At 68.7% G+C, this 24466-nt stretch carries 15 protein-coding genes; 10 read left to right on the top strand and 5 right to left on the bottom strand.

What is annotated here, in order from left to right:
• Positions 1 to 74: 74 nt before the first annotated feature.
• The 3 genes from ACS5PK_RS12795 to ACS5PK_RS12785 form a co-directional block, all read right to left on the bottom strand.
• Positions 75 to 3392, bottom strand: a complete 3318-nt coding sequence (locus ACS5PK_RS12795; protein ID WP_439440633.1) for an amidohydrolase family protein — start codon at positions 3390 to 3392, stop codon at positions 75 to 77.
• Between the two features lie 100 nt (positions 3393 to 3492).
• Entirely contained in the window at positions 3493 to 4818 is a 1326-nt protein-coding gene (locus tag ACS5PK_RS12790; RefSeq protein WP_439440632.1) for an ABC transporter ATP-binding protein, read from the bottom strand.
• A 20-nt stretch (positions 4819 to 4838) separates the two neighbouring features.
• Positions 4839 to 6572, bottom strand: a complete 1734-nt coding sequence (locus tag ACS5PK_RS12785; RefSeq protein ID WP_439440631.1) for an ABC transporter permease — start codon at positions 6570 to 6572, stop codon at positions 4839 to 4841.
• 564 nt (positions 6573 to 7136) lie between these two features.
• Between ACS5PK_RS12785 and ACS5PK_RS12780 the strand changes: the two genes are divergently transcribed.
• Together ACS5PK_RS12780 and ACS5PK_RS12775 are read left to right on the top strand one after the other, a co-directional pair.
• Positions 7137 to 7613 carry a hypothetical protein gene (locus ACS5PK_RS12780; RefSeq protein WP_439440630.1) on the top strand — a complete coding sequence of 159 codons (477 nt, stop codon included), beginning with the start codon at positions 7137 to 7139 and terminating at the stop codon, positions 7611 to 7613.
• Positions 7614 to 7652: 39 nt separating this feature from the next.
• Entirely contained in the window at positions 7653 to 8699 is a 1047-nt protein-coding gene (locus tag ACS5PK_RS12775; RefSeq protein ID WP_439440629.1) for an extracellular catalytic domain type 1 short-chain-length polyhydroxyalkanoate depolymerase, read from the top strand.
• Between the two features lie 120 nt (positions 8700 to 8819).
• On the opposite strand, the gene ACS5PK_RS12770 is transcribed toward ACS5PK_RS12775, so the two are convergent.
• Both ACS5PK_RS12770 and ACS5PK_RS12765 read right to left on the bottom strand, forming a co-directional pair.
• Positions 8820 to 11189: a M4 family metallopeptidase gene (locus tag ACS5PK_RS12770; protein ID WP_439440628.1), complete on the bottom strand. Its 2370-nt coding sequence runs from the start codon at positions 11187 to 11189 to the stop codon at positions 8820 to 8822.
• Positions 11190 to 11825: 636 nt separating this feature from the next.
• Entirely contained in the window at positions 11826 to 13607 is a 1782-nt protein-coding gene (locus ACS5PK_RS12765) for an immunoglobulin domain-containing protein (protein ID WP_439440627.1), read from the bottom strand.
• Positions 13608 to 13883: 276 nt separating this feature from the next.
• On the opposite strand from ACS5PK_RS12765, the gene ACS5PK_RS12760 reads away from it, so the two are divergent.
• The 8 genes from ACS5PK_RS12760 (at position 13884) to cobA (ending at position 24462) form a co-directional block, all read left to right on the top strand.
• Entirely contained in the window at positions 13884 to 14471 is a 588-nt protein-coding gene (locus ACS5PK_RS12760; RefSeq protein WP_439440626.1) for an ANTAR domain-containing response regulator, read from the top strand.
• A gap of 394 nt (positions 14472 to 14865) precedes the next feature.
• On the top strand, positions 14866 to 16062 hold the full coding sequence (locus ACS5PK_RS12755) for a CmpA/NrtA family ABC transporter substrate-binding protein (RefSeq protein ID WP_439440759.1): 1197 nt from the start codon (positions 14866 to 14868) through the stop codon (positions 16060 to 16062).
• A 37-nt stretch (positions 16063 to 16099) separates the two neighbouring features.
• Positions 16100 to 16981, top strand: a complete 882-nt coding sequence (ntrB, locus tag ACS5PK_RS12750; RefSeq protein ID WP_439440625.1) for a nitrate ABC transporter permease — start codon at positions 16100 to 16102, stop codon at positions 16979 to 16981.
• A 121-nt stretch (positions 16982 to 17102) separates the two neighbouring features.
• Complete coding sequence (locus ACS5PK_RS12745; protein ID WP_439440624.1) at positions 17103 to 17924, top strand: ABC transporter ATP-binding protein; 822 nt, start codon at positions 17103 to 17105, stop codon at positions 17922 to 17924.
• Positions 17925 to 17991: 67 nt separating this feature from the next.
• Positions 17992 to 20418: a nitrite reductase large subunit NirB gene (gene nirB / locus ACS5PK_RS12740; RefSeq protein WP_439440623.1), complete on the top strand. Its 2427-nt coding sequence runs from the start codon at positions 17992 to 17994 to the stop codon at positions 20416 to 20418.
• Between the two features lie 9 nt (positions 20419 to 20427).
• Positions 20428 to 20823: a nitrite reductase small subunit NirD gene (gene nirD, locus ACS5PK_RS12735; protein ID WP_439440622.1), complete on the top strand. Its 396-nt coding sequence runs from the start codon at positions 20428 to 20430 to the stop codon at positions 20821 to 20823.
• A gap of 4 nt (positions 20824 to 20827) precedes the next feature.
• The gene (locus ACS5PK_RS12730) at positions 20828 to 23626 is read left to right on the top strand and encodes a nitrate reductase (protein WP_439440621.1); all 2799 of its coding nucleotides are present in this window, start codon (positions 20828 to 20830) and stop codon (positions 23624 to 23626) included.
• Entirely contained in the window at positions 23623 to 24462 is an 840-nt protein-coding gene (cobA, locus tag ACS5PK_RS12725; RefSeq protein ID WP_439440620.1) for a uroporphyrinogen-III C-methyltransferase, read from the top strand. Before ACS5PK_RS12730 ends, cobA begins: the two co-directional genes overlap by 4 nt.
• Positions 24463 to 24466: the final 4 nt, after the last annotated feature.

The following is a 24466-nucleotide window of genomic DNA, read 5'->3' as shown; positions in this document are numbered from 1 at the left end:
GTCCCGCGCGCCCTTCATCCTTCCTGCAGCAGCCTGAGGGCTTGGGCGGGGACTTGAAATCCCCTGCCGTTCCCTCAATGCCCGTGGTGCCCGTGCCCCTCGCTCAGGGCGTCGGCATCCAGCGGCGTGCCTGCCGCATCGCCCTCGAAGAAGAAAGGCTTGCGGGCCTTCTGCCGTGGCGCGACCTCGTTCATGCTGGGTACGGCATAGAGGCGGCCACCCACCATCACCTGGCTGATGCGGTCACTCTGGCGGATGTCCTTGAGCACGTCGCCGTCGATGACCACCAGGTCAGCCAGCTTGCCCTTCTCCAGCGAGCCGATGTCCTTGTCCAGTCCCAGGTAGCGGGCCGGATTGAGGGTGGCGCTGCGCAGGGCCTCCAGCGAGCTCATGCCGCCCAGGCCGAACATCCACATCTCCCAGTGCGCGCCAAGGCCCTCGCGCTGGCCGTGCGCCCCGATATTGGTGCGGGTGCCGGCACGTTCCAGCTCGGTGGCTGTTTTCGCGACCTGGATGACGTTGAAGTCCTCATCGGGTGCCGTCTCGCGGCGCACGCTGCGCGGCTCCAGCACCGAGCGCGGCACGAATTTCGACAGGATGGGGTGCTTCCAGACGTCCGTGCGGGCGTACCAGTAGTGCTCGCCGTCCAGGCCGCCGTAGGCCACGTTGAGCGTGGGCGTATAGCCTACCGCCGTCTGCGGCCACAGCTGCTTGACGTCCTCGTAGACCTTGGCCACGGGCAGGGCGTGCTCGACGCCGGTGTGGCCGTCCACCACCATGCTCATATTGGTCTGGAACAGCGAGCCGCCCTCGGGCACGACCATCATGCCGGTCTCGCGCGCGGCGGCCAGCACCTGCTGGCGCTGCTCGCGGCGCGGCTGGTTGTAGCTCTTGACGCTGATGGCTCCTGCGGCCTTCATGCGCTTGAGGTGGGTGAGGGCGTCTTCGTAGCTGTTGATCAGTGCGCTGACGTCGGCCTTGGCGCCGTAGAGGATGGTGCCTGTCGAGAAGATGCGCGGGCCCACCACGCGGCCGGCGCGCTGCATCTCGGACTGCGTGAAGATCTCGGCCGTGGCGTTGCTCGGGTCGTGGATGGTGGTCAGGCCAAAGGCCAGCGAGGCGTAGTTGACCCAGCTCTGCTGCGGGATCAGGCGCGATTCGGCCATGCCGCCATGCCAGTGGGCATCGATGAGGCCGGGGATCAGGGTCTTGCCGCTGACGTCCACGCGGCGCGCGTCGGCCGGCAGGGCGATGGCGGCCGACGGGCCCACGGCCACGATGCGGTCGCCCTCGACCAGCAGGGTGCCGTTCTCGATGACCTCGTCACCCTTCATGGTCACGATGCGGCCGCCGGTGAAGGCGATGCGGCCCTGCGGCTTGTCGGCCTTCTGCCGGAAGCCGATGGCGCGGCCCTGCTCGGCCGGCTTGTAGGCCTGACCTTCGCTCTTGGCAAAGACCTGCTCCAGGGGCACGCTGAAGAGCTGGTCGGCCAGGGCGTAGTGCAGGGTCTTGCTGTCACCGGACCACTGCAGGTACTCGCCCGCATTGATGTCCAGCTGCTTGACCGGAACGGCGTCCATCTTGGGTGCCAGGGACAGGCTCTTGCCCGTGGCCGGCAGCGGCACGACATAGGCATGGAAACGCTCGACGAAGCCCAGCCAGCGGCCATCCGGCGAGAGGCTGAACTCACTGGCGAACTCGCTCTTGGCGACCTCCAGTTCGCTGCGGTCCCTGAGGTTCAGGCGCACCAGCTTGTGCACGCTGTCGACCTCGCTGGCATGGGCGCTGCGGGTGAAGTAGACCGCCTCGTTGTCCCGTCCCCATTGCGGCGCCGTGCCGTCCCTGCTGAGCAGCTGGGGCTCGCCCTGGCCGTCGGCACGTGCGAGGTAGAGGCCGGTCTCCAGGCCATGCACCGGCGAGGTCAGGTAGCCGCCCTTGGACTTCTGGTAGACCACCCACTTGCCGTCCGGCGAGAGGCGCGGTGCGAGGTACTTGCCCGGGGCCTGCGTGAGGCGGGTCTCGCGGCCTGAGGCCAGGTCCAGCTTCCAGATGCTGCCAAGCGCCGCGTCGTCCCAGCGCACGTAGACCAGCTCGCGGCCGTCGCGGGAGAAGCTGGGGTAGTAGGCAAAGCCTCCTTCCTCCTTGCCCAGGGGCCGTGCCGGGGCCTGGCCCTTCAGGTCCTTCACGTAGAGCCGGCCGAGAGCCGAGTAGACGACCTGACCGCCATCGGGCGAGACCGTCACCCAGCGCAGCTGCTTGACGTCAAACTCGGCCGGCGCCACCTCATGCGCGAAGCGCAGGGCGGGGCGGATCTCCCTGGTGTCCTTCACATGGAAGGGAATCTCGGTGGCGCTGCCCTTGAAGGGGTCGACGCGCCAGAGCTTGCCCTGGGCCCAGAGAACGATGGCCTTGGCATCGGGCGTCCAGGCGAAGGCGGGGTAGACGCCATGCACGGACCAGCTCTCCTGCAGGTCGCGCTCCAGTTGGCCCCAGGCGGCGAACTCGCGGCCGCTGCGCAGGTCCTTGAGGAACAGGGTCGACTGCGGGCCGGCGGCACCGCGCACGCGGCGCACGAAGGCCAGGTACTTGCCATCCGGCGAGGGCGTGGGGCGGACAGCGCCGCCGGGGCCGGTCACGAAGGGCTCGGTCGTTCCATCCTGCAGGTCCTGGCGGTAGATGCGGAAGATCTCGCCGTTGCCGTCCTTGTTGTACTGGAAGCTGCTGCCGGGCGTGCTGTCCTGCGAGTAGTAGAGGAAGCGGCCGTCGGGCGAGAGGGCGGGCTCGCCGCGGTCCTTCTGCCAACTGGGCTTCTCGTTGAGCTGCACGCCCTTGCCGCCGTCCAGGTGGTACATCCAGATCTCGCCCGAGCCCAGCGAGCGGGTGCCGGTGAAGTGCTTGCGCGCCAGCACGTACTGGCCTTTGGGATGCCAGACGGGGTTGTTCATCAGGCGGTAATCTTCCGTCGTGAGCGCACGGGCGCCTGTGCCGTCGGCGTTCATCACCCAGATGTTGTCGCCGCCGCCAGCGTCAGACATGTAGACGATCTGCTTGCCGTCCGGTGAGAAGCGCGCCTGCATGTCCCAGGCCAGGCCGCGGGTCAGGGCCCGGGCCTCGCCACCGGCCATGGGCAGGGTGTAGAGGTCACCGAGCAGGTCGAAGACCAGGGTCTGGCCGTCTGGGCTCACGTCCACGCTCATCCAGGTGCCGCTGCGCACGTCGATGGACACCGTCTGTGCCTCGCCGGGCGGACGGTTGACGTCCCAGGCAGGCTTCTTGGCGGAGGGGGCGGGCGAGGCCGGCGCGTCGGCGGCCAGGGCCAGGCCGCTGCAGAGCAGGGCGCTGGCCAGGGTCAGCAGGGAGGGGGTGGAAGGTCGGAGTGCGGACTTTTTCATGGCGCGCGAGCATAGTCCGCGCCTTCGTTGCCGCCATTGGGGCCACCATGAACGGCGGTTTTCGGGGGATGAACGCCGGTCCCACAGGCACGGTGCGGGCTCAGACCGCCTCGTCCTGCGCCTCCAACTCTCCGGTCGGCAGGCGCAGCAGCCCCGTGTGGAAGTCGTACTCGAAAACCTCGCCATGCCGCGCCCAGGAAATGGCCGTGTTCATCACGACCTCGGCCTCGCTGGAAGCCAGGTGCTCGCTGAGCAGGCGCAGGAAGGGCTGCTCGGGCAGTTGGCCGCTGCTCTCCCGTTCCAGGCTGTGGCGGATGTGGGCGACCAGGGGGACGCGGTCCAGCAGCTGCTGCCCGAAAAGCTCCTGGCGCAGGGCATGGCCGCCGTCCACATAGTGCCGCCCCAGGGCGCTCAGCTGCAGGTCGCCGTCCTCCAGCAGGGCCAGGCCCAGCAGGGCCAGGGCGTGGGCCACGGGCAGCATCTGGGCGTCGCTCAGCTCGGAGGCCCGGGCCAGTTGCGGCAGGTCGGCGCGGCCCGCGAAGGACGGTGCCGCCAGCAGCTCCAGCAGGCCGTCCATGCGTGCCACGTCGGCCTCCGGCAGGCGCTCGGCAAGGGGCGTGGCCTCGCTGGCTGCTTCGGACCCGGTGCGCACCGGGCGCCCGGCGCCGGCCGTCATCAGGGCGTAGACCTCGTCGATCAGCGCTCGTACCTCTGCGCTGTCCGGATTGCGTGGCCGTGGCAACTGGATGGCCAGTTGGCAGCGGATGCGGCCCGGGTCACTGGCGAAGACCAGCACGCGGTCCGCCATCAGCACGGCCTCCTCGATGTTGTGTGAGACCACCAGCATGGCCTGGGTGGGCATGCCGCCGCCTTGCCAAAGCTCCAGGATGTCCTCGCGCAGGCGCTCGCCGGTCAGCACGTCCAGGGCGGAGAAGGCCTCGTCCATCAGCAGCACCTCGGGCTCAGTCACCAGGGCGCGCGCGATGCCCACGCGCTGGCGCATGCCGCCGGAGAGCTCTCGCGGCAGCGCCCCCTCGTAGCCGGCCAGGCCGATGAGCTCGATCGCCGCCTCGGCCTTGGCCGCGCGCTCGGCCTGGCCGACGCCCCGCGCCTCCAGCCCCAGCTCCACGTTCTGCTGCACGGTCAGCCAGGGAAAGAGGGCGAAGGACTGGAAGACCATGCTGATGGCCCGCGCCGGGCCGTAGAGCGGCTGGCCGCGGTAGCGCACCTCGCCGCGGTCAGCCTCTATGAGCCCGGCCATGATGCGCAGCAGGGTGCTCTTGCCTGAGCCGGACTGGCCCAGCAGCGCGACGATCTCGCCCTCGCGCAGGGTGAAGTCCACGCCGTCCAGCACCGGGCGGACGTGGCCGTCAGCCGAGCGGAAAGTCTTGCCCACGCCCTTCAGTTCGATGATGGCTTGTGTCATGGGGATCCCTCGAGTTCCGTTCAGAAGTGCATGCGCTCGCCGCCCAGCCGGTAGAGGCGGCGCCAGACGAAATGGTTGAGCCCCATGACGAAGACGCACATGACGCCGATGCCCAGGGCGATGCGCGGGAAGTCTCCTCGGGCCGTCATCTCGGCGATGTAGCTGCCCAGGCCCTGGGCGCGCAGGGTGGTGTCGCCCCAGCTGACGTACTCGGCCACGATGCTGGCGTTCCAGGAGCCGCCGCTGGCGGTGATGGCGCCGGTAACGAAGCTGGGAAAGACCGCCGGCAGCAGGTAACGCCGCCACTTGAGCCAGCCCTTCAGCCCCAGGTTCTGCGCCGCGAAGCGCAGCTCGCCCGGAATACCGGACGCGCCAGCGATGACGTTGAAGAGGATGTACCACTGGGTGCCGAAGACCATCAGCGGTGACAGCCACCAGTCCGGGTCAAGCTTCCAGTGCACGATGCCCAGCACCACCAGCGGGAACAGCAGGTTGGCCGGGAAGGCCGCCAGGAACTGGGCCACGGCCTGCAGCCGTCCGGCCCAGCGTGGATGCAGGCCTATCCACACGCCGATGGGAACCCACAGCAGCGCTGCCAGTGCGATCAGCACCAGCACCCGCAGCAGCGTGTAGCCACCCAGCAGGAACACATGCCCCACCTCGGCCCAGCCCACCTCCGCATGGACGAAGCTCAGCAGGCGCCAGACCGCGAACACCACGGCGGCTGCCAGCACGGCGTCCCAGAGCCGCCGGCCCAGGGGCGAGGGCAGGGCGGGCCGCGCGCGAGCCGAGGTGCCATCGTGGCGGAGCCGGAAGAGCGTGAGGCTGCGCTGCAGCTGCCGCCCGGCCCACCTGGCGAGGGCCTGCACGCCCTGGGTGCGGCGCAGCCAGCTCAGCAGCCAGGACCGCGGCGCCTGCTCGCTGGCGTTTTCCTCGAAGCGGAACTTGTCCGCCCAGGCCACCAGTGGGCGGAAGAAGAGCTGGTCATAGAGCAGGATGCCGATCAGCATGGCGACGATGGCCCAGGCGATGGCCGCCAGGTCGCGTGCCTCGATGGCCAGGGCGATGTAGGAGCCCACGCCGGGCAGCTTGATGCTCTGGTTCGAGACGGTGATGGCTTCGGAAGCCACCACGAAGAACCAGCCGCCGGACATGGACATCATCATGTTCCACAGCAGGCCCGGCATGGCGAAGGGCAGCTCCAGGCGCCAGAAGCGCTGCCAGCCGGAGAGCTGGAACACGCGCGCCGCCTCCTGCAGCTCCGACGGCAGGGTGCGCAGGGACTGGTACAGGCTGAAGGCCATGTTCCAGGCCTGCGAGGTGAAGATGGCGAAGATGGCCGCGCACTCCACCCCGAAGAGATTGCCCGGGAAGAGGGCGATGAAGCCCGTCACCGTGATCGAGAGAAAGCCCAGGATGGGAATGGACTGCAGGATGTCCAGCAGTGGCACCAGCACCCGCTCGGCCGACCGGTACTTGGCCGCCAGCACCGCGAACACGCAGCTGAAGACCAGGGCGGCCGCCAGGGCGATGAACATGCGCAGCGTGGTGCGCAGCAGGTAGTAGGGGAGCTGGGTCGGGTCCAGGCTCAGGGGCAGCACATCGCCCAGCTCGAAGGGCCGTGCCATCTGGGCGGCGCCGTAGCCCATCAGGACGAGGGTGGCCAGCACCAGGGGCAGCAAGGCCCAGTCCCAGCGGTTGATGCCGGCCTCGACGGCCGGGCGGGCAAAGAATTCGCGCGTGTTCTTGCTCATGGGCGGGAAGCTCAGGCAAAGCGCCGCGGCCGATCGGGCGCAGGGGTGGCGACCTCGGGCATGGCGATGCACGGGGAGCGCCGCAGGTCGTCCGGCAGCTGGCGAAAGAAAGCATGCGGAGCGAAGCGGTCCGCCGGAAGTGAGGTCCAGGCAAGGCCTGTTCCGGGGCGGGGGTGGCAGCGGCAGGACACCGGGCCACCCATCAACGGGGGCTCAGTGCGTCAGCGCTGCGAGGGCCTGGCGGCAGGCTTCGCAAGAAGGGCGTTGAGGACTGGGACTGTCCACGAGGGGACTCCGTTGTTGGGACGGGCGCGATTGTTGCATCGCACAAAACAGGCCGTCAATCGCTGTCAGGGCCTGGCGTGCGGGTTCAGGCGCAACTTCACGCAACTTCATCGAGCCAGGCCGCGGCCCGGGCGCTGCAGGCTTCGCACTTCTTGACCGGGCAGACATGCAGGCGCCGGGCCAGCCGCGCTGCAATGGCGAGAGGCGGCCAAAGAGGCCGAGCCGATCAAGGACAATGCCAAGCATCGTGCCGACGGCGCTTTGCCAAGAGATGTTCCCATGACCCAAGTCTCCAAACTCCTGCCCCAGGGCCAAGGCCTGGCCGCCGTGCTGCTCAAGCGCGCCAGCCAGGTCAGCCTGGACGCCAGCCAGACCGCCGCCGCCCGTTTCCAGGCCAGCGACAGCCTGGGCCGCCTGCTGACGGTGCAACTGCCCGAGGGTACGCAACTGCATGACGGCGACGTGCTGGTGGGCGAGGACGGCTCGCTGATCCGCGTCCTGGCACCCCATGCACCGGCACCGCATGTGCACGGACCGGGCTGTGGCCACGAGCACCACAATCACGATCATGGCCATGTGCACGGCCCCGGTTGCGGGCATGACCACGGGCATGACCACGGACACGACCACAGACACCCGGCCGCCCAGGGCGGCAAGCCGGTCGGCGTGGCGGTGAAGGCCGAGGCCCACGTGCATGGTCCCGGCTGTGGCCACGATCACCACGATCACACGCACCCCCATCCCCACAAGACCTGAGCCCGGCCGAGGCACGGGCAGCAAAGAGGAGACCCGCGCATGATGCTGCCGAGGAGCGCTCGCCGCACGACGCTTGTTGCCGGCCTGATCGCCTTGATGCTGGCGGGCGCCGTCCTTGTGGCCGAGGCCCAGCAGGGCAGCGTGCGTGAGCGCATCCGCGAACGCCTGGCTGAGCGCCGCGAAGGGCGCAAGGTGGATCCGGCGGGCGATGGATCGCTGGCCCGTCCTGGCACTCACCAGGGCCGCATCGAAGTCATGGGCAGGGAGCGGCTCTTCCTGGTCCACGTGCCGCCCGGCTACCGCCCGGGCCAGCCCATGCCCATGGTGCTGGCCTTCCATGGCGGAGGCGGCAGCATGAAGCTGCAGGCCGATGACAGCCGCTACGGCCTCATCAGCAAGGCCGACAGCGCGGGCTTCATCGCCGTCTTTCCCAACGGCCACAGCGGACTGCCCGGCCACCATCTCGCCACCTGGAATGCCGGCGGCTGCTGCGGCTCTGCGCGCGACAGCGGCAGCGAGGACGTGGCCTTCATCCGCGCCCTGATCGAGTACCTCAAGCAGCAGCTGACCGTGGATGCGCGCCGGGTCTACGCCACCGGCATGTCCAACGGCGGCATGATGAGCCACCGCCTGGCCTGCGAGCTGAGCGACCAGCTGGCCGGCATCGCCGCCGTGGCCGGCACGGACGCCTCCCTCAGCTGCCAGCCACGAAGGCCCGTCCCGGTGCTGATGATCCATGCCCTGGACGACGACCACGTGCTCTACCAGGGCGGCGCCGGCCCCGAGGCCTTCCGCGACAACAGCAAGGTGATGGACTTCGTCTCCGTGCCTGAAACCACGCAGCGCTGGGTGCAGCGCAACCATTGCGGCGCCACGCCGCAGAAGGTGCTGCAGAAGCCCGGCGCCTGGTGCGAGCGCTACAGCGGCTGCGACGAGGGCGTGCAGGTGCAGCTGTGCACCACCGAGACCGGTGGCCACAGCTGGCCGGGGGGAGGGCGCAGCCGCCCGGGCAAGGGTCAGCCCTCGCAGGCCCTGAACGCCAACGACACCCTCTGGGACTTCTTTCAGGCCCAGCCAAGGCGCTGATCCCCAGCCCAGAGGCTGGGCGCCAAAGGAAAAGCGCCCTGCATCGCGAGACACAGGGCGCCGGCAAGGGTCAGGTCTTGCGGTCGACGATGCATCGCCGACCGCAGAAGCCCCGAGGCTTTACTTCGGCAGGGTGTAGTTCAGCGTGAAGGTGCCGCTGCCGGCGTAGGAGTAGACCTCGATGTAGTAGTAGCCCGCCGTGCCGGTGTAGTTGATGGCCTCGGTGGAGGTCGAACCTTCCGAACGCGCGACCACGGACCAGGAGCTGCCGTTCCACTTGTACAGGTACAGGTCGAAGTCAGCGCTGGAGGGGCCGGTCAGGTTCATCTTGAAGGCGCCACCGCCAGCGCTGTAGTGGTAGCCCGGGCTGCCGCTGGGGTAGGTGGCTGAGCCGCCGCTGCTCAGGGTGCCGGTCACCGTGGTGCCGCCGGTGCCGCCGCCATTGACGGTCAGCGTGGCGTTGCCGCTGGTGGTGCTGCCGTTGGCATTGGTGACGACCACGCTGAAGAGCGCACCATTGTCAGCCGTGGTGGTGGCCGGCGTGGTGTAGCTGGCCGAGGTGGCACCGCTGATGGCGCTGCCGTTCTTGCGCCACTGGTAGCTCATGGCGCTGCCGCTGGTGGCGGTGACCGAGAAGGTCGCCGGGCTGCCTGCGTTGACGGTCACGCTGGCGGGCTGGCTGGTGATCACCGGCAGGGTGGTGTCGCTGCTCTTGACGGTCAGCGTGGCGTTGGCGCTGGTCACGCTGCCCTTGGCATTGGTCACCACGACGCTGTAGAGCGCGCCGTTGTCAGCCGTGGTGGTGGCCGGCGTGGTGTAGCTGGCCGAGGTGGCGCCGCTGATGGCGCTGCCGTTCTTGCGCCACTGGTAGCTCAGGGCCGTGTCGCTGGTGGCCGTCACGCTGAAAGTGGCGGTGGAGCCCACCGTCACCGTCGCGCTGGCCGGCTGGCTGCTGATGGCGGGCAGGCCGTCGGAGGGCGGATTCGGGCAGGTGACACCGACCACATTGAACGCGCTGATGACGTCGGCAACAGAGTAGCCGCGGCTCTGAGCAGCCTTCATCACGCCGCAGGAACCGTTGTTGAAGGTCTCGTTCTGCGTCCAGTACAGCCGGTTCGCATCGGTGAAGATCTCGAAGGACTTGCGAGTGTTCCAGCCCGACTTGGTGGAGAGCGTGTAGAAGGCCTTGTTGTAGACGCCGGAGGTGTGGTGCACGTCCATCGAGTCCGTGTAGCGCGAGGCGTGATTGATGGAGCGGCCATCCTTGGTGGGATCATCCATGTAGCGCAGGGCGCCCGAGCCCTTGAAGATGTCCGCACCCACCAGCCAGTCATTGCTGCCGCGGTCGTAGTACTCGGCGGCCTCGCCGGCCATATCGGAGAAGGCCTCGTTCATGCCGCCGGACTGCCTGGAATAGACCAGGCCGGAATTCTGCTCGGTGAAGCCGTGGCTGACTTCGTGCGCCGTCACGTCCAGCGACACCAGCGGATAGAAGGTGGAGCCGCCGTCCCCGAAGTGCATGGCCGTGCCGTCCCAGAAGGCGTTCTCGTAGTTGCTGCCGTAGTGGATGCGCATTTGCAGCTTCTGGCTGAGCGGACGCAGATTCAGCCAGTCGCGGTACATGCGGAAGACCACATTGCCGAAGTGATGACCGTCGTTGAGCGGCGAGTAGGCGCCATTGATCTGCTTCACGGTATTGCGGGGGCAGGTGAAGCTGTGAGCGGTGCTGCCCGAGGTGCCGCCGTTCAGGTTGACGGTGACGACGTCAGCATTCTCCAGCTTGCAGGTGCTGCCGCTCTGGAGCACATCCAGGTAGGGACGGCCATTGCTGCCGTACTCGTATGTGCCCGTCTTCTGGTTGCCGCCGGGGCCGGTGCCGTTGGCATGGTTCAGGCCATCCCAGCGGTCGATCACGGTGCCGGTGTTGGCGTCGATCAGGAAGAAGGGGCGGCTCAGGGACTTGTTCTGGCCGGACAGCAGGGACACCTGGTAGACCAACTGAGCCTTGTTCTTCTCGTCCAGGCGAACGAACAGCTGGACCTGCTCGTTGCGGGCGTCGATGGCGCGAGCCAGGCCGCGTGCCTGGGCCAGCACATCTGCATGGCTCAGGGTCGGGCGTGCGCTGGCCAGGTCTTGCTCGATCTTGTTGACCATCACGCCGGAGAACTGGGAGTTCGCGGCAGCAATGCCCTTGGCGCCGCTGCGGTGCTCGACAATGCTGTGGCCCCAGACGGGAACGCCCTGGAACAGCTGCTGGTGGCGGGTGACCACCAGGCCGCTGGCATAGGTCTGGCTGCGCGTCGCGCGCAGGTCCTCGGCCCGCAGGCCCAGGGCCGCGGCGCCTTGGGCGCCGGGCACCAGGGACTGGGTGCCCGAAGCGTTCTTGCCGTGACCCAGCTCGACGCGCTCAGCAGCCAACACTTGCGTGGCCGAGGCCACCGCAGCCAGTGCGAACAGGGTCCGCAGGGTCTTGTTTGATCTCTTGTTCATTGCTTGTCTCTCTTGCTCTAAGGATGGAAGTGCTGCCCATCTTTCGACGGACAGGGAGGTACTTCTTTCAAACGCCGGATTGCCGTCAGGCACCGTGGAGGCCCTGTCTGGCCGGGCTCCCGAACAGCGGAGTCCCGGCGGGTCCACGTTGAACCCGGTTCCTGCAAATGCAACGCGTCGCTGGCGCGTATCCCTCGTTGGCCTTTACCTCTTCTTCACCACCTGGCCCCGCGGCCCCGGGTGGCCCTGCACTGATGCCTTGGGCTCAGTCCTTTTTATCTGCGCGGACTATTTCGCCAATCGCCCGCATTCACTTGTACGAATAGGGGGGGATGGTGGCAAAAACGTACAAGCGGGGCGGCAGGGCAGGGATACCACGCCCCCCCGGATTACCCGGATCACCACGGGTTTCTCCGGGCAAAAAAAGAGCGCCGATGGGCATCGGCGCTCAAAGAGAGAGCAAGCCAGGACTTGGGCGCTTCATCGCTTGGCGGCGGCTTCACGGCGCTGAGTCTGGCTGCCGTGATCTTGCACTGCCCGGATGAGCATGGCTTGTATGCAAGTCAGGGCAGGGGCCGAATGCCGCACAAATAAAGCGTTAATGTTGATCCAGGTTCAGGCTTGATCACTGTATTTTCAAGGATACAGCGAGTATTTCAGGGTGTAGCTTCCGCTGCCCGAGTAGGACTTGAGCTGCAGGTAGTAGTAGCCGGCCTCGCCCACATAGCTGATGGCTTCGGTCGACGTGGGACCTTCGGACTTGGCAACGACCGTCCAGCTTCCGTTCACGTACTTGTAGAGGTAGAGATCGAAGTCGGCGGTGCTCGGCCCCGTCAGGTTGAAGCGGAAGTTGTAGCGGCTGGAGACCTGCCACCAGCCGGGACTGCCGCCCGGCAGGCGCGCGGAGCCTCCGGCGCTGAGCGTGCCGGTGACGGTGGTGCCGGAGTCCGTCGGGCCATTGACCGTGATGGTGGCCTGCGCGCTGCGGTTGGGATCGGCCAGGCTGGTGGCCTTGACGTGATAGGTGCCCAGCTTGGCCGGCGCCGTGTAGAGGCCGCTGCTGCTGATGCTGCCGCCGCCGGCCTCCACCACCGACCATGTGACGGCCGTGTTGTTGCTGCCGGTGACCACGGCCGAGAAGGCCTGCGTGGCGCCCATGTTGAGCGTGACGTTGGCCGGGCTGAGGCTCACTTGCACCGCCGCCGGATTGACCGTGAGGCTGGCCGCGCTGCTGGCGACCGAGCCCAGGCTGTTGCTGACCACCACGTTGTAGCTACCGGCATCGGCCGCCTGGGCGCTGGCGATGCTGTAGGTGGCGGCATTGCCGTTGGCCGGCACATTGCTGCCGTTCTTGCGCCACTGGTAGCTCAGGCCGCCGCCACTGGCGACAACGCTGAAGCTGGCGCTCTGGCCGGCCGTCACCACCGTGTTCTGCGGCTGGCTGCTGATCACGGGCGCGGTGTTGTTCTCAGACCCCATGCAGTGGTCGCTGATGCGGGTGGGGAGCTTATAGCCGCTGAAGTCTTCCAGGATGGCCAGGTTCTCCGGCGCATAGACCCGCTTGATCAGGGCAGGGACCTTGCTGCTGCCGAGCTTGGCGGCGTAGGCATCGGACTGGGTGATGAAGTAGGCCGTGCGCAGGAACTGCACCAGCACGTACTTGCGCCAGGTGGCGTCGCTCTTGAGCTTGGCGTAGTAGCCTGCGTGGCTGGACTTGGCCACGCGCAGGTAGAGCTGCAGGTAGCTGAGGTTGGTGAGCGCGATGTCGCGGGCATTGCTCGCGCCTATGCCGTCGATGAACTCGGCCACGGCCAGCGAGGCGGGCAGGCCCATCAGGCCGGCATTGAGCTCGGCCGTCACGCCCTGCAGGTGGTACTCGCCCTGGGCGCTGTCCTTGAGGTAGAGATTGTCCATGTCCGAGGACGCGTCGTCCTTGATCAGGGCGAGGATCTCCTTGCGGGGGAAGCCGCCGTCCGCGTCATAGAGCGGGAACTTGAGGAACTGCGTCGTGTCGTCGATCCAGGAGGAGGTGAAGCTGTTCCACTGGGTGCGGCTGCCGTCGAGGTCCCACATATGGGTCTCCTCGTGGATGGCCACCATGAGGGACTCGGCCAGCTTGTTGAAGCTGCTGGTGTCCACGAAGCCCTTGAAGTACTGGTCATTGGCCTGCGCCTGGGCAAGGGCCTTGCCGCTGGGCCAGCGCCGGCCGTAGACGCCGGTGATGGTCGAGAGCCAGTTGCTGGCGGTGAACGCCGCCTTGATGTCGCTGACATCGGCGCGCAGGTTCAGGGGTTCGCTGTAGCAGAAGGTTCCCTTGTCGATGTCACCGAGCGCAATGCTGGTGGGGCCGGCGTGGCCGGGCTGGGGGCAAAGAAGGGCGCCGGCCAGCAGGCCGGCGCCAAGGAGTCGGGCAAACATGAAAGCAGTCTCCATGGAGGTCAGAGAGGACATCGCAGCACCGGGTCGCGGTGCTGCACGGGGGATCCCCTCTCTGGCGGTTCCGACCAAGGAGGGCCGCTTTGGCGGAGGGCCTGCATGGGGCCCACGTTCTGTGCCGCGGATGATGCCGCCGGGCTCCCGCCAAGGCTTGTACGCATTTGGGCGCCAGGCAGCCAGCCCGCACAAGAGTGACTCGGCACGCTTCTTGCGCCGTGTGTCGGCATGGAAAGTCATGGAAGCACAGGGCAGGCCGGCATGCGCGGCATACGCGTGCTGCTGATCGAGGACGGCGTGGCCAGCCCGCAGCTGCTGCGTCAGGAGCTGCAGCAGCTGGGCTGCGAGGTGCTGGGCACCGTGGACAACGCCGCCCTGATCCACGACTGCGTGCAGCGCCTGCAGCCTGATGTGGTGATCGTCAACGCTGAGTCGCCCACGCGCGACACCCTGGAGAACCTCGCCGCCCTCAACGACGCCCTGCCGCGCCCGGTGGTCGTCTTTGCCGAAGACCCGGCGGATGCGCCCATGCGGCGGGCCCTGCAGGCGGGCGTCAGCGCCTATGTGGTTGCGGGCCTGCAGCCACAGCGCCTGGCGCCGGTGCTGCAGGTGGCCATCGCCCGCTTCGAGCAAGACCTGGCCCTGCGCCAGGAGCTGGACCGCGCCCAGGCCCAGCTGGCCGCGCGCAAGACCATCGAGCGGGCCAAGGGCATCCTGATGCAGGAGGCCGGCCTGGATGAGGAGGCCGCCTACCAGCGCCTGCGCAAGCTGGCCATGGACCGCAAGCTGCCCATGGCCGAGCTGGCGGCGCGCATCATTGAGGCGCAGTCCCTCCTGCGTCCCACCTGAGGTGCCCCACCTGAGGTGCCCCACCTGAGGCGCCCCACATGAGGCGCCCCACATGAGGCGCCCCACATGAGGCCCCGCCGCACCAAGGCGATGCACGAAGGGTGTGTTGCGGTGCATCTGGGCCCCACACCTGGCGGCATGAGGCCGTGAATACGGTGGATCTGCCCTGGCACGCTTCCTGCTGAATGCTTCATGAAGGCCACAAAGGCGTGGCCCTCGACGAGCCGCCGAGTGCATCGGCCTCACGTTCCCGGACAAAGGCGTCCGACCCCTGAGCCGCGCAGCCTTGCGCGTGGCCAGCAGGTCGCGACGCCTTTTTTGTTTTTCAGCCATCAGGAGTACACGCATGTCCCGCAGTCACAAGGAGGGTTTGATGAGCCAGGAGAGACGCCAGATGCTGGGAGCCGCCGTCGGCACCGCCGCCAGCCTCAGCCTGCCCCAGGCCTGGGCCGCAGGCTCGGACAAGCCCGAGAAGGAGGAGGTCCGCATCGGCTTCATCCCGCTGACCGATTGCGCCTCCGTCGTGATGGCCTCGGTGCTGGGTTTTGACCGCAAGTACGGCATCCGCATCGTCCCGAGCAAGGAGGCCTCCTGGGCCGGCGTCCGGGACAAGCTCGTCAACGGCGACCTCGACATGGCCCATGTGCTCTACGGCCTGGTCTACGGCCTGCACCTGGGCGTGTCCGGCCCCAAGAAGGACATGGCCGTGCTGATGACCCTCAACCGCAACGGGCAGGCCATCACGCTGTCGAAGAAGCTGGCCGACAAGGGTGCGGTGGACGGTGCCTCGCTGGCCAAGCTGATGGCCACCGACAAGCGCGAGTACAGCTTCGCCCACACCTTTCCCACGGGCACGCACGCCATGTGGCTCTACTACTGGCTGGCCACGCATGGCGTGCACCCCTGGGGCGGCGCCAAGGTCATCACCGTGCCGCCGCCGCAGATGGTGGCGAACATGCGCGTGGGCAATATGGACGGCTACTGCGTGGGCGAGCCCTGGAACCACCGCGCCATCATGGACGGCATCGGCATCACCGCAGCCACCAGCCAGGAGATCTGGCCCGACCATCCCGAGAAGGTGCTGGGCGCCAGCGGGGACTTCGTCAGGAAGTACCCCAACACCGCGCGCGCCGTGATCATGGCCGTGCTGGAGGCCGGCCGCTGGATAGACGCCGGCCTGCAGAACAAGCTGAAGATGGCCGACACCATTGCCGACAAGAGCTACGTCAACACAAACGTCGACGCCATCAACCAGCGCATCCTGGGCCGCTACCAGAACGGCCTGGGCAAGACCTGGGACGACCCCAGGCACATGAAGTTCTTCGACGACGGCGCGGTGAACTTCCCCTACCTCTCCGATGGCATGTGGTTCCTCACCCAGCACAAGCGCTGGGGCCTGATCAAGGAGCACCCGGACTACCTGGCGGTGGCGAAGCAGATCAACCAGGTCGATCTCTACCGCGAGGCCGCCTCGCAGCTCAAGGTGAGCGTGCCCAAGGACCCGATGCGCAGCAGCAAGCTCATCGACGGCACGGTCTGGGACGGCAAGGAGCCCGCGCGCTACGCCGACGGCTTCAAGCTCAAGGCCTGAGCCCTTCACACGCTCCGATCGACTTCAAGGAGTTCCCATGGTGTCTGCCGTCTTCCATTCCCCGGGCGAGGCCTCTGCGAATGCCACCCCCGCTGCGCCGCTGGCCAAGCCGCTGCCGCAGCGTCCCAGGGCCCCGCGCGAGCCCCTGGACCTCTCGGCACTGCTGGCCCGCATGCTGCCCCCGGTGCTGGGCCTGGCCCTGCTCATCGGCCTGTGGGCGCTGCTGACCTTCAAGGGCGGCCCCATTCCCACGCCGGCCGCGACCTGGGACTCGGCCGTGCAGCTGTTCAGCGATCCCTTCTACCGCAAGGGGCCCAACGACGTGGGCATAGGCTGGAACGTGCTGAACTCGCTGCAGCGCGTGGCCCTGGGCTTCGGCCTGGCGGCGGCGGTGGGCATCCCGCTGGGCTTCGTGATCGGGCGCTTCGAGTTCGCCAGCCGCATGGTCTCGCCCCTGATCAGCCTGCTCAAGCCGGTCTCGCCCCTGGCCTGGCTGCCCATCGGCCTGCTGGTCTTCAAGAGCGCGGACCCGGCCGCCATCTGGACCATCTTCATCTGCTCGATCTGGCCCATGGTGGTCAACACGGCGGTGGGCGTGCAGCGCGTGCCGCAGGACTACCTGAACGTGGCCCGCGTGCTGAAGCTCTCGGAGTGGAAACTGCTGACGCGCATCCTCTTTCCCTCGGTCCTGCCCTACATGCTGACGGGCGTGCGCCTCTCGGTGGGCACGGCCTGGCTGGTGATCGTGGCGGCCGAGATGCTGACCGGCGGCGTGGGCATCGGCTTCTGGGTCTGGGACGAGTGGAACAACCTGAACGTGCAGCACATCATCGTGGCCATCTTCGTGATCGGCATCGTGGGGCTGCTGCTGGAAACCGCCTTGGTCACCCTGGCCAAGCGTTTCACTTTCGAGGATTGACCACCCCGTACCGGCTTCGCCGGCCACCTCAAGGGGGCTCGCCCGGTGGCCTGGCAGAGCCAGTTCCACGGGCTCTGCTGGACGTGTCGGGCCCGATGGGGCCCTCTGCAAGGAGGACGCAATGGCGCCGTTCATTCAAGTGCAACAAGTAGACATGGTCTACAAGACCCGCAAAGGCCCGTTCAAGGCCCTGGAAGGCATCAACCTGGACATCCGACGCGGCGAGTTCATCAGCCTGATCGGCCACTCCGGCTGTGGCAAGAGCACGCTGCTGAACCTGGTGGCCGGCCTGCTCAAGCCCAGCCAGGGCGCGCTGCTGTGCGACCAGCGCGAGATCGCCGGGCCCGGGCCCGAGCGCGCGGTGGTCTTCCAGAACCATTCCCTGCTGCCCTGGCTCAGCTGCCTGGACAACGTGCTGCTGGCCGTGGAGACCGTCTTCGCCGCGAAAGAGGCCCGGCCGCGCCTGGTGGCCCGTGCCCAGGCCGCGCTGGAGTTGGTGGGCATGGCGCATGCGGCCTACAAGCGACCGCATGAAATCTCCGGCGGCATGAAGCAGCGCGTGGGCATCGCCCGCGCCCTGGCCATGGAGCCCAAGGTGCTGCTGATGGACGAACCCTTCGGCGCCCTCGATGCGCTGACTCGCGCCCATCTGCAGGACGAGCTGCTCAAGATCGTGGCCACCACCCGCAGCACGGTGCTGATGGTGACCCATGACGTGGACGAGGCCGTGCTGCTGTCGGACCGCATCGTGATGATGAGCCCGCCCAAGCCGGAGGGCCGCGCCGCGACGCTGGCCAGCATCCAGCCCGTGCCGCTGCCTCGTCCGCGCGATCGGGTGCAGTTGGCCGAGGACCCGGTCTACCTGCAGTGCCGCAAGGCGGTGATCGACTTCCTCTACGCCGGCCATGTCAAGGCTGGTGCAGACGCCGCCATCGAAGCCTGAGACCTGATTCAAAGACCTGCATGCCTGCATTCGCCGCGGGCAGGGTCAGGTCTTGCCTGGAGCACGCATGAACAAGATGAAACTGGTGATGGTGGGCAACGGCATGGCCGGTGTCCGCACTCTTGAAGAGTTGCTGAAGATCGCGCCGGATCTGTACGAGATCACCGTCTTCGGCGCCGAGCCGCACCCCAACTACAACCGCATCCTGCTCTCGCCCGTGCTGGCGGGCGAGCAGACCCTGGATGAGATCGTGCTCAACCCCCTGAGCTGGTACGAGGAGCACGGCATCACCCTGCACCTGGGCAAAACGGTCACCGAGATCGACCGCCGCCGCCGCGTGGTGCGCGCCGCCGATGGCACCGAAGCCGCCTATGACCGCCTGCTCATCGCCACGGGTTCCACGCCCTTCATCCTGCCGGTGCCCGGCAAGGACCTGGACGGCGTGATCGCCTACCGCGACATCGCCGATACGCAAGCCATGATCGAGGCCGCCACCCGCTACCGTCACGCCGTGGTCATCGGCGGCGGCCTGCTGGGCCTGGAGGCGGCCAACGGCCTGATGCTGCGTGGCATGGACGTTACCGTGGTCCACCTGGGCGACTGGCTGCTGGAGCGCCAGCTGGACGAGCAGGCGGGCAGCCTGCTGCGCGAGTCCCTGGTGCAGCGCGGCCTCAAGTTCCGCCTGGGCACGCAGACCGAGGCCCTGATCGGCGATGAGCATGGCCGCGTCAGCCAGGTGCGCTTCAAGGACGGCAGCGCCATCCCGGCCCAGCTGGTGGTGATGGCCGCGGGCATCCGCCCCAACACCGCCCTGGCCGAGTCCGCCGGCCTGTTGTGCCAGCGCGGCGTGGTGGTCAGCGACACCCTGCAGACCGTCACCGATCCGCGCATCTACGCCGTGGGTGAATGCGCGGCCCACCGCGGCATCGCTTACGGGCTCGTGGCCCCGCTGTTCGAGCAGGGCAAGGTCTGCGCCACGCATCTCGCGCAGTTCGGCATCGGCCGCTATCAGGGCAGCCAGACCAGCACCAAGCTCAAGGTCACCGGCATCGACCTCTTCTCCGCCGGGGACTTCATGGGCGGGCAGGGCAGTGAGGAGATCCTGATGAGCGATCCCCACGCCGGGGTCTACAAGAAGCTGGTCATCAAGGACGACAAGCTGGTCGGCGCCTGCCTCTACGGCGACACCGTCGACGGCAGCTGGTACTTCAAGCTGCTGCGCGAGGGCCGCAGCATCGCCGACATCCGCGAGCGCCTGATGTTCGGCGAGTCCAATATCGGCGACGTCGGCCACGAGGGCCACAGCAAGGCCGCCGCCATGGCCGACGGCGACGAGGTCTGCGGCTGCAATGGCGTCAGCAAGGGTGCCATCTGCAAGGCCATCAAGGACAAGGGGCTCTTCACGCTGGAGGAGGTCCGCAAGCACACCAAGGCCAGCGCCTCCTGCGGCTCCTGCACCGGCCTGGTCGAGCAGCTGATCATGTTCACCGCGGGCGGGGATTACTCGGCCACGCCGCGCAAGAAAGCGATGTGCGGCTGTACCGCCTTCAGCCACCAGGAGGTGCGCGAGGCCATCCGCGACCGCCACCTGACGAGCCGCGCCTCGGTCATGCAGACCCTGGAGTGGAGCAGCCCCGACGGCTGCCCGAGCTGCCGCCCCGCGATCAACTACTACCTGATCAGCAGCTGGCCGCACGAGGCCGCGGACGATCCGCAGTCCCGCCTGATCAACGAGCGCAGCCACGCCAATATCCAGAAGGACGGCAGCTACAGCGTGATTCCCCGCATGTGGGGCGGTGAGACCACGGCCGCCGACCTGCGCCGCATTGCCGACGTGGTGGACAAGTACGCCATCCCCACCGTCAAGGTCACCGGCGGCCAGCGCATCGACCTGCTGGGCGTGAAGAAGGAGGACCTGCCCGCCGTCTGGCAGGACTTGGGGATGCCCTGCGGCCATGCCTATGCCAAGGCCCTGCGCACGGTGAAGACCTGCGTGGGCAGCGAGTGGTGCCGCTTCGGCACCCAGGATTCCACGCAGATGGGCAAGGACCTGGAGCGCGCGCTGTGGCGCATGTACGCGCCGCACAAGGTCAAGATCGCCGTCAGCGGCTGCCCGCGCAACTGCGCCGAGGCCGGCATCAAGGACGTGGGCGTCATCGGCGTGGACTCCGGCTGGGAGATCTATATCGCGGGCAACGGTGGCATCAAGACCGAGGTGGCCGCCTTCCTGTGCAAGCTGCGCACGGCCGAGGAGGTGCTGGAGTACAGCGGCGCCTTCCTGCAGCTCTACCGTCTGGAGGGCTGGTACCTGGAGCGCACCGTGCACTACGTGGCCCGCGTTGGCATGGACCACATCCGCCGCCGCATCCTGGAGGACGCCCCGGGGCGCCAGGCCCTGTGGGCCGAGCTGCAGGCCGCGCTGGCGAACGAACCCGATCCCTGGTTCGAGCACGACAAGGCGCGCGTGGACCTGCGCCAGTTCGAAACCCTCTGAGGAGCCACCATGCACACGATCCCGAACGACGGCTGGATCGCCGTCTGCCGCCTGGACGACATCCCGCCCCTGGGCTCGCGCCGCATCCAGCGCCCCGCGCTGCCGGACGCCGCCCCCGTGGCCCTGTTCCGCACCTCGGACGACGAGGTCCACGCCCTGCTGGACCGCTGCCCGCACCAGGGCGGCCCGCTGAGCCAGGGCCTGGTCTTCGGCAAAGCCGTGGCCTGCCCGCTTCACCACTGGACTATCGAGCTGCGCACCGGCTGCGCCCGCGAGCCGGACGAAGGCCGCACGCCGCGCTTCGAGGTGAGGCTGGTCGAGGGTCAGGTCTTGCTGCTGGCCAGCGAGCTGGCCAGCCTGGGCACCGAGCCCATCGCTCCCAGCGCCTGCGGCCGCCGCTGCTGAAGCCATGATGGAGACGCGAAGCACCTGTGCCTACTGCGGCGTGGGCTGTGGCCTCATCATCGCGAGCGAGGGTCGCCACATCACCGGCGTGCGCGGCGACCCGGAGCATCCGGCCAACTTCGGCCGGCTCTGCAGCAAAGGCGCCAGCCTGCACCTGACGGCGACCCCAGAGGTGCTGTCCAGCCGCCGTCTGCTGGCGCCGCGCTGGCGCGAGGATCGTGCGCAGGCCTGGCAGGAACCGGGCTGGGAGGGCGTCCAGCGGCGCCTGGTCGAGCGCCTGCTGGCCTTGCGCGCGGCTCACGGCCCCGAGGCCCTGGGCTTCTACATCTCCGGCCAGCTGCTCACCGAGGACTATCACGCCTTCAACAAGCTGGCCCGCGGCCTCTGGGGCACGCCGCACATCGACAGCAACTCGCGCCTGTGCATGAGCTCGGCCGTGGCCGGCTACAAGAAGGCCCTGGGCGCCGACGCGCCTCCCTGCAGCTACGAGGACATCGAGCAGGCCGGCTGCCTCTTCATCGCCGGCTCCAACACTGCCTGGGCGCATCCCATCCTGTTCCGGCGCATCGAGGCGGCCAAGGCCGCCAATCCGGCCCTGCGCATCGTCGTCGTCGACCCGCGCCGCACAGAGACCGCCGAGTTCGCCGACCTGCACCTGGCCCTGCGCCCGGGCAGCGACGTCGCCCTGTTCCAGGCCATGCTGCACCAGATGATCTGGCAGGGCTGGATACGCCAGGACTTCATCGCCGCGCACACCGAGGGCTTCGAGACCGTTCGCGCGCAGGTGCAGGCCATGACGCCGGCCCGCGCCGCCCAGCTCTGCGACCTGCCGGAGGCGCAGATCATCGAGGCGGCGCGGCTCTTCGCGCAGAGCCCGGCCACGCTCTCGCTCTACTGCATGGGCTTGAACCAGAGCAGCGCCGGCACCGACAAGAACCAGGCCCTGATCCAGCTGCACCTGGCCAGCGCTCAGATCGGCCGGCCGGGCTGCGGGCCCTTCTCGCTGACCGGCCAGCCCAATGCCATGGGCGGGCGCGAGGCGGGCGGCATGGCCACGCTGCTGCCCGGCCACCGTGACCCCGCCTCCGCCAGCGACCGCGCCGAAGTGGCTGCGCTGTGGGGCGTCGAAGGCATCCCCGCCGGCCCCGGCAAGACCGCCGTCGAGATGTTCGAGGCCGCAGCGGCCGGCGAGATCAAGGCCTTGTGGATCGCCTGCACCGACCCGGCCCAGTCCCTGCCGCACCAGTCCTTGGTGCGCGCCGCCCTGCAGCGCTGCGAGCTGGTGGTGCTCCAGGATGCCTTCACCGGCAGCGCCACCGCCGAGTTCGCCCACGTGCTGCTACCGGCCGCGACCTGGGGCGAGAAAGAGGGCACCGTGACCAACAGCGAGCGTCGCATCAGCCGCGTGCGGGCGGCCGTGCCCCCGCCGGGCGAGGCCCGTAGCGACTGGCAGATCGTGCGCGACCTGGCCCGGCGCCTGGAGCCCGCGCTGCGGCCGGGCCGGTCCAGCCTCTTTGCCTGGGACAGCCCCGAGCAGGCCTGGCTGGAGCACCGGGAGGCGACCCGGGGCCGTGATCTGGACATCGGCGGGCTCAGCTACGAGCGGCTGGAGCTGGCGCCGCAGCAGTGGCCCTGTCCGGAGGGTGCGAGCGAAGGGCAGGCCCGGCTCTACCTCGATCGGCGCTTCGCGACGCCCTCGGGCCGGGCCCGCTTCCAGCCCATCAGCTGGCGCCCGCCGGTCGAGTGGCCCAGCGTCGAGCGGCCGCTGCAGCTCTCCACCGGGCGACTGCGAGACCAGTGGCACAGCCTCAGCCGCAGCGGCACGGTGCCGTCCCTGTTCGCGAGTGCCCCGGAGCCCCGACTGGGCCTGCACCCCGATGAACTGGCGCGCCTTGGGTTTGCCGAGGGTGAGCTGGCCGCGGTGGACTCGGCCCGCGGCCGCCTGCATGTGAAGCTGGCGGCCGATGCGCAACTGGGCCGGCGCCAGGCCTGGCTGCCCATGCACTGGGGCAGCGAATACCTGCTGGGTCGTGATGCGCACGGGGCGGCCCTGGCGGGCGTCAATGCCCTGAGTCAGTCCGCCACCTGCCCGGACGCAGGCCAGCCGGAGCTGAAGTACGCCACCGTTGGTCTGCAGCGCCTGGCCTTGCCCTGGCGTGTGCTCGGAGCGGCCTACGTGCCCGATGCGCAAGCGGAGGCCCTGCACCAGGCCTTGCTGGCCCTGGGGCGCGAGGCCGGCTATGCCTGCTGCGTGCCGGTGGCCGGCACCGTGCGTGGCCAGACAGGCTGGCTGCTGGAAGCGGCCTTCGCCCAGGCACCGGCCGATGCCTGGATCCAGGGCCTGAGCCGTTCCCTGGACCTTCACGCGCCCGGCGCCCTTCGCTATGCCGACGGCCGCCGCGGCCATCTGCGACTGCTGCGCCTGCAGGGCGAGGGCACCGAGGCGCGCCTGCAGTCCTGGCTGCGCGTCGGCGAGACCCGCGCAGGTCAGGGCGACGGCGATGGCGCCTGGCTCGATGCCTGGTGGCGCGAAGGCCGCCCCGTGGCAGGCCTGGGACGCCAGCTGCTGGCTCCGCAGTCCGGCGTTGCCAGCGCCCCCGCCAGCCCGGTGGTCTGCCACTGCCTGGGCGTGCGCGAGGCGCAGATCCAAGCGCGGCTGGGGCAGTGTCAAGACCTGACCCCAGGCGCCCGTCTGGAGGACTTGCAGTCCGCCCTGCGCTGCGGCACCCAGTGCGGCTCCTGCCTTCCGCAGCTGCGCCGCCTGGTGCAGGCAGCCCCTTCTTCACTGGAGACTTCGCCATGAACCCACAGTCCCGGCCCACAGGCCGCGTCAGCCTGGTGGGCGCCGGCCCGGGCGACCCCGAGCTGATGACGCGCAAGGCCTGGGCCCGGCTGATGCAGGCCGAACTGGTGCTGGTGGACGAGCTGGTGGACCGCCGCATCCTGGCTGAGCTGCCCGCTCATACCCGGGTGCTCCAGGTGGGCAAGCGCGGCGGCTGCGCGTCCACGGAGCAAGGCTTCATCCATGGCCTGATGATCCGCTCGGCACGCCAGGGCCTGCGCGTGGTGCGGCTCAAGGGCGGCGACCCCTTCATCTTCGGCCGCGGCGGCGAGGAAATGGATGCGCTGCAGGCGGCAGGCATCGAGGTCGAGGTGATCAACGGCCTCAGCGCGGGCCTGGCCGGCCCGAGCAGCGTGGGCATCGCCGTGACGGACCGCCGCTGCGCGCCGGGGGTGGCCCTGGTGACGGGGCACAACGGCGAGGGCGGCCGTGCGCCGGACTGGGCCGCCCTGGCCCGATCAGGCCTCACCCTGGTCATCTACATGGGCGTGAGCCGCTGCGCCGAGATCGTGGCGGCCCTGATGGCTGGCGGCCTGGGCGCCGACACGCCGGCCGCGGTGGTCTGCGCAGCGCACACGCCGCAGCAGCGCCAGGCCTGGTCGTCCCTCGCGGCGCTGCCCTCGCTGCTGGCCGCGCAGGGGCTGGGCTCGCCGGCCGTGCTGGTCATCGGGGAGGTGGCGGGCATGGCGGCCGCTCGCCAGCTGCTGACCGGGGCCAGGGATGGCCGCGAGGATCGCGCCAAGGACCCTGCCGAACAGGAGCTGCGTCGCCGCGCTCAAGCGCCCTGCGGCCGCTAGGCTG

The organism is Roseateles sp. DB2 (assembly GCF_051857535.1).
Taxonomy (GTDB): Bacteria; Pseudomonadota; Gammaproteobacteria; order Burkholderiales; family Burkholderiaceae_C; genus Roseateles_B.
The sequence above is the reverse complement of the archived record's forward strand: the minus strand, read 5'-3'. Positions and strand labels throughout refer to the sequence as shown.

What these genes read in the sequence shown, in the direction of transcription:
- ACS5PK_RS12795 (WP_439440633.1), bottom strand. Translation starts at nt 3,392, where the DNA reads ATGAAAAAGTCCGCACTCCGACCTTCCACCCCCTCCCTGCTGACCCTG.
- ACS5PK_RS12790 (WP_439440632.1), bottom strand. Translation starts at nt 4,818, where the DNA reads ATGACACAAGCCATCATCGAACTGAAGGGCGTGGGCAAGACTTTCCGC.
- ACS5PK_RS12785 (WP_439440631.1), bottom strand. Translation starts at nt 6,572, where the DNA reads ATGAGCAAGAACACGCGCGAATTCTTTGCCCGCCCGGCCGTCGAGGCC.
- ACS5PK_RS12780 (WP_439440630.1), top strand. Translation starts at nt 7,137, where the DNA reads ATGACCCAAGTCTCCAAACTCCTGCCCCAGGGCCAAGGCCTGGCCGCC.
- ACS5PK_RS12775 (WP_439440629.1), top strand. Translation starts at nt 7,653, where the DNA reads ATGATGCTGCCGAGGAGCGCTCGCCGCACGACGCTTGTTGCCGGCCTG.
- ACS5PK_RS12770 (WP_439440628.1), bottom strand. Translation starts at nt 11,189, where the DNA reads ATGAACAAGAGATCAAACAAGACCCTGCGGACCCTGTTCGCACTGGCT.
- ACS5PK_RS12765 (WP_439440627.1), bottom strand. Translation starts at nt 13,607, where the DNA reads ATGTTTGCCCGACTCCTTGGCGCCGGCCTGCTGGCCGGCGCCCTTCTT.
- ACS5PK_RS12760 (WP_439440626.1), top strand. Translation starts at nt 13,884, where the DNA reads ATGCGCGGCATACGCGTGCTGCTGATCGAGGACGGCGTGGCCAGCCCG.
- ACS5PK_RS12755 (WP_439440759.1), top strand. Translation starts at nt 14,866, where the DNA reads ATGCTGGGAGCCGCCGTCGGCACCGCCGCCAGCCTCAGCCTGCCCCAG.
- ntrB (WP_439440625.1), top strand. Translation starts at nt 16,100, where the DNA reads ATGGTGTCTGCCGTCTTCCATTCCCCGGGCGAGGCCTCTGCGAATGCC.
- ACS5PK_RS12745 (WP_439440624.1), top strand. Translation starts at nt 17,103, where the DNA reads ATGGCGCCGTTCATTCAAGTGCAACAAGTAGACATGGTCTACAAGACC.
- nirB (WP_439440623.1), top strand. Translation starts at nt 17,992, where the DNA reads ATGAACAAGATGAAACTGGTGATGGTGGGCAACGGCATGGCCGGTGTC.
- nirD (WP_439440622.1), top strand. Translation starts at nt 20,428, where the DNA reads ATGCACACGATCCCGAACGACGGCTGGATCGCCGTCTGCCGCCTGGAC.
- ACS5PK_RS12730 (WP_439440621.1), top strand. Translation starts at nt 20,828, where the DNA reads ATGATGGAGACGCGAAGCACCTGTGCCTACTGCGGCGTGGGCTGTGGC.
- cobA (WP_439440620.1), top strand. Translation starts at nt 23,623, where the DNA reads ATGAACCCACAGTCCCGGCCCACAGGCCGCGTCAGCCTGGTGGGCGCC.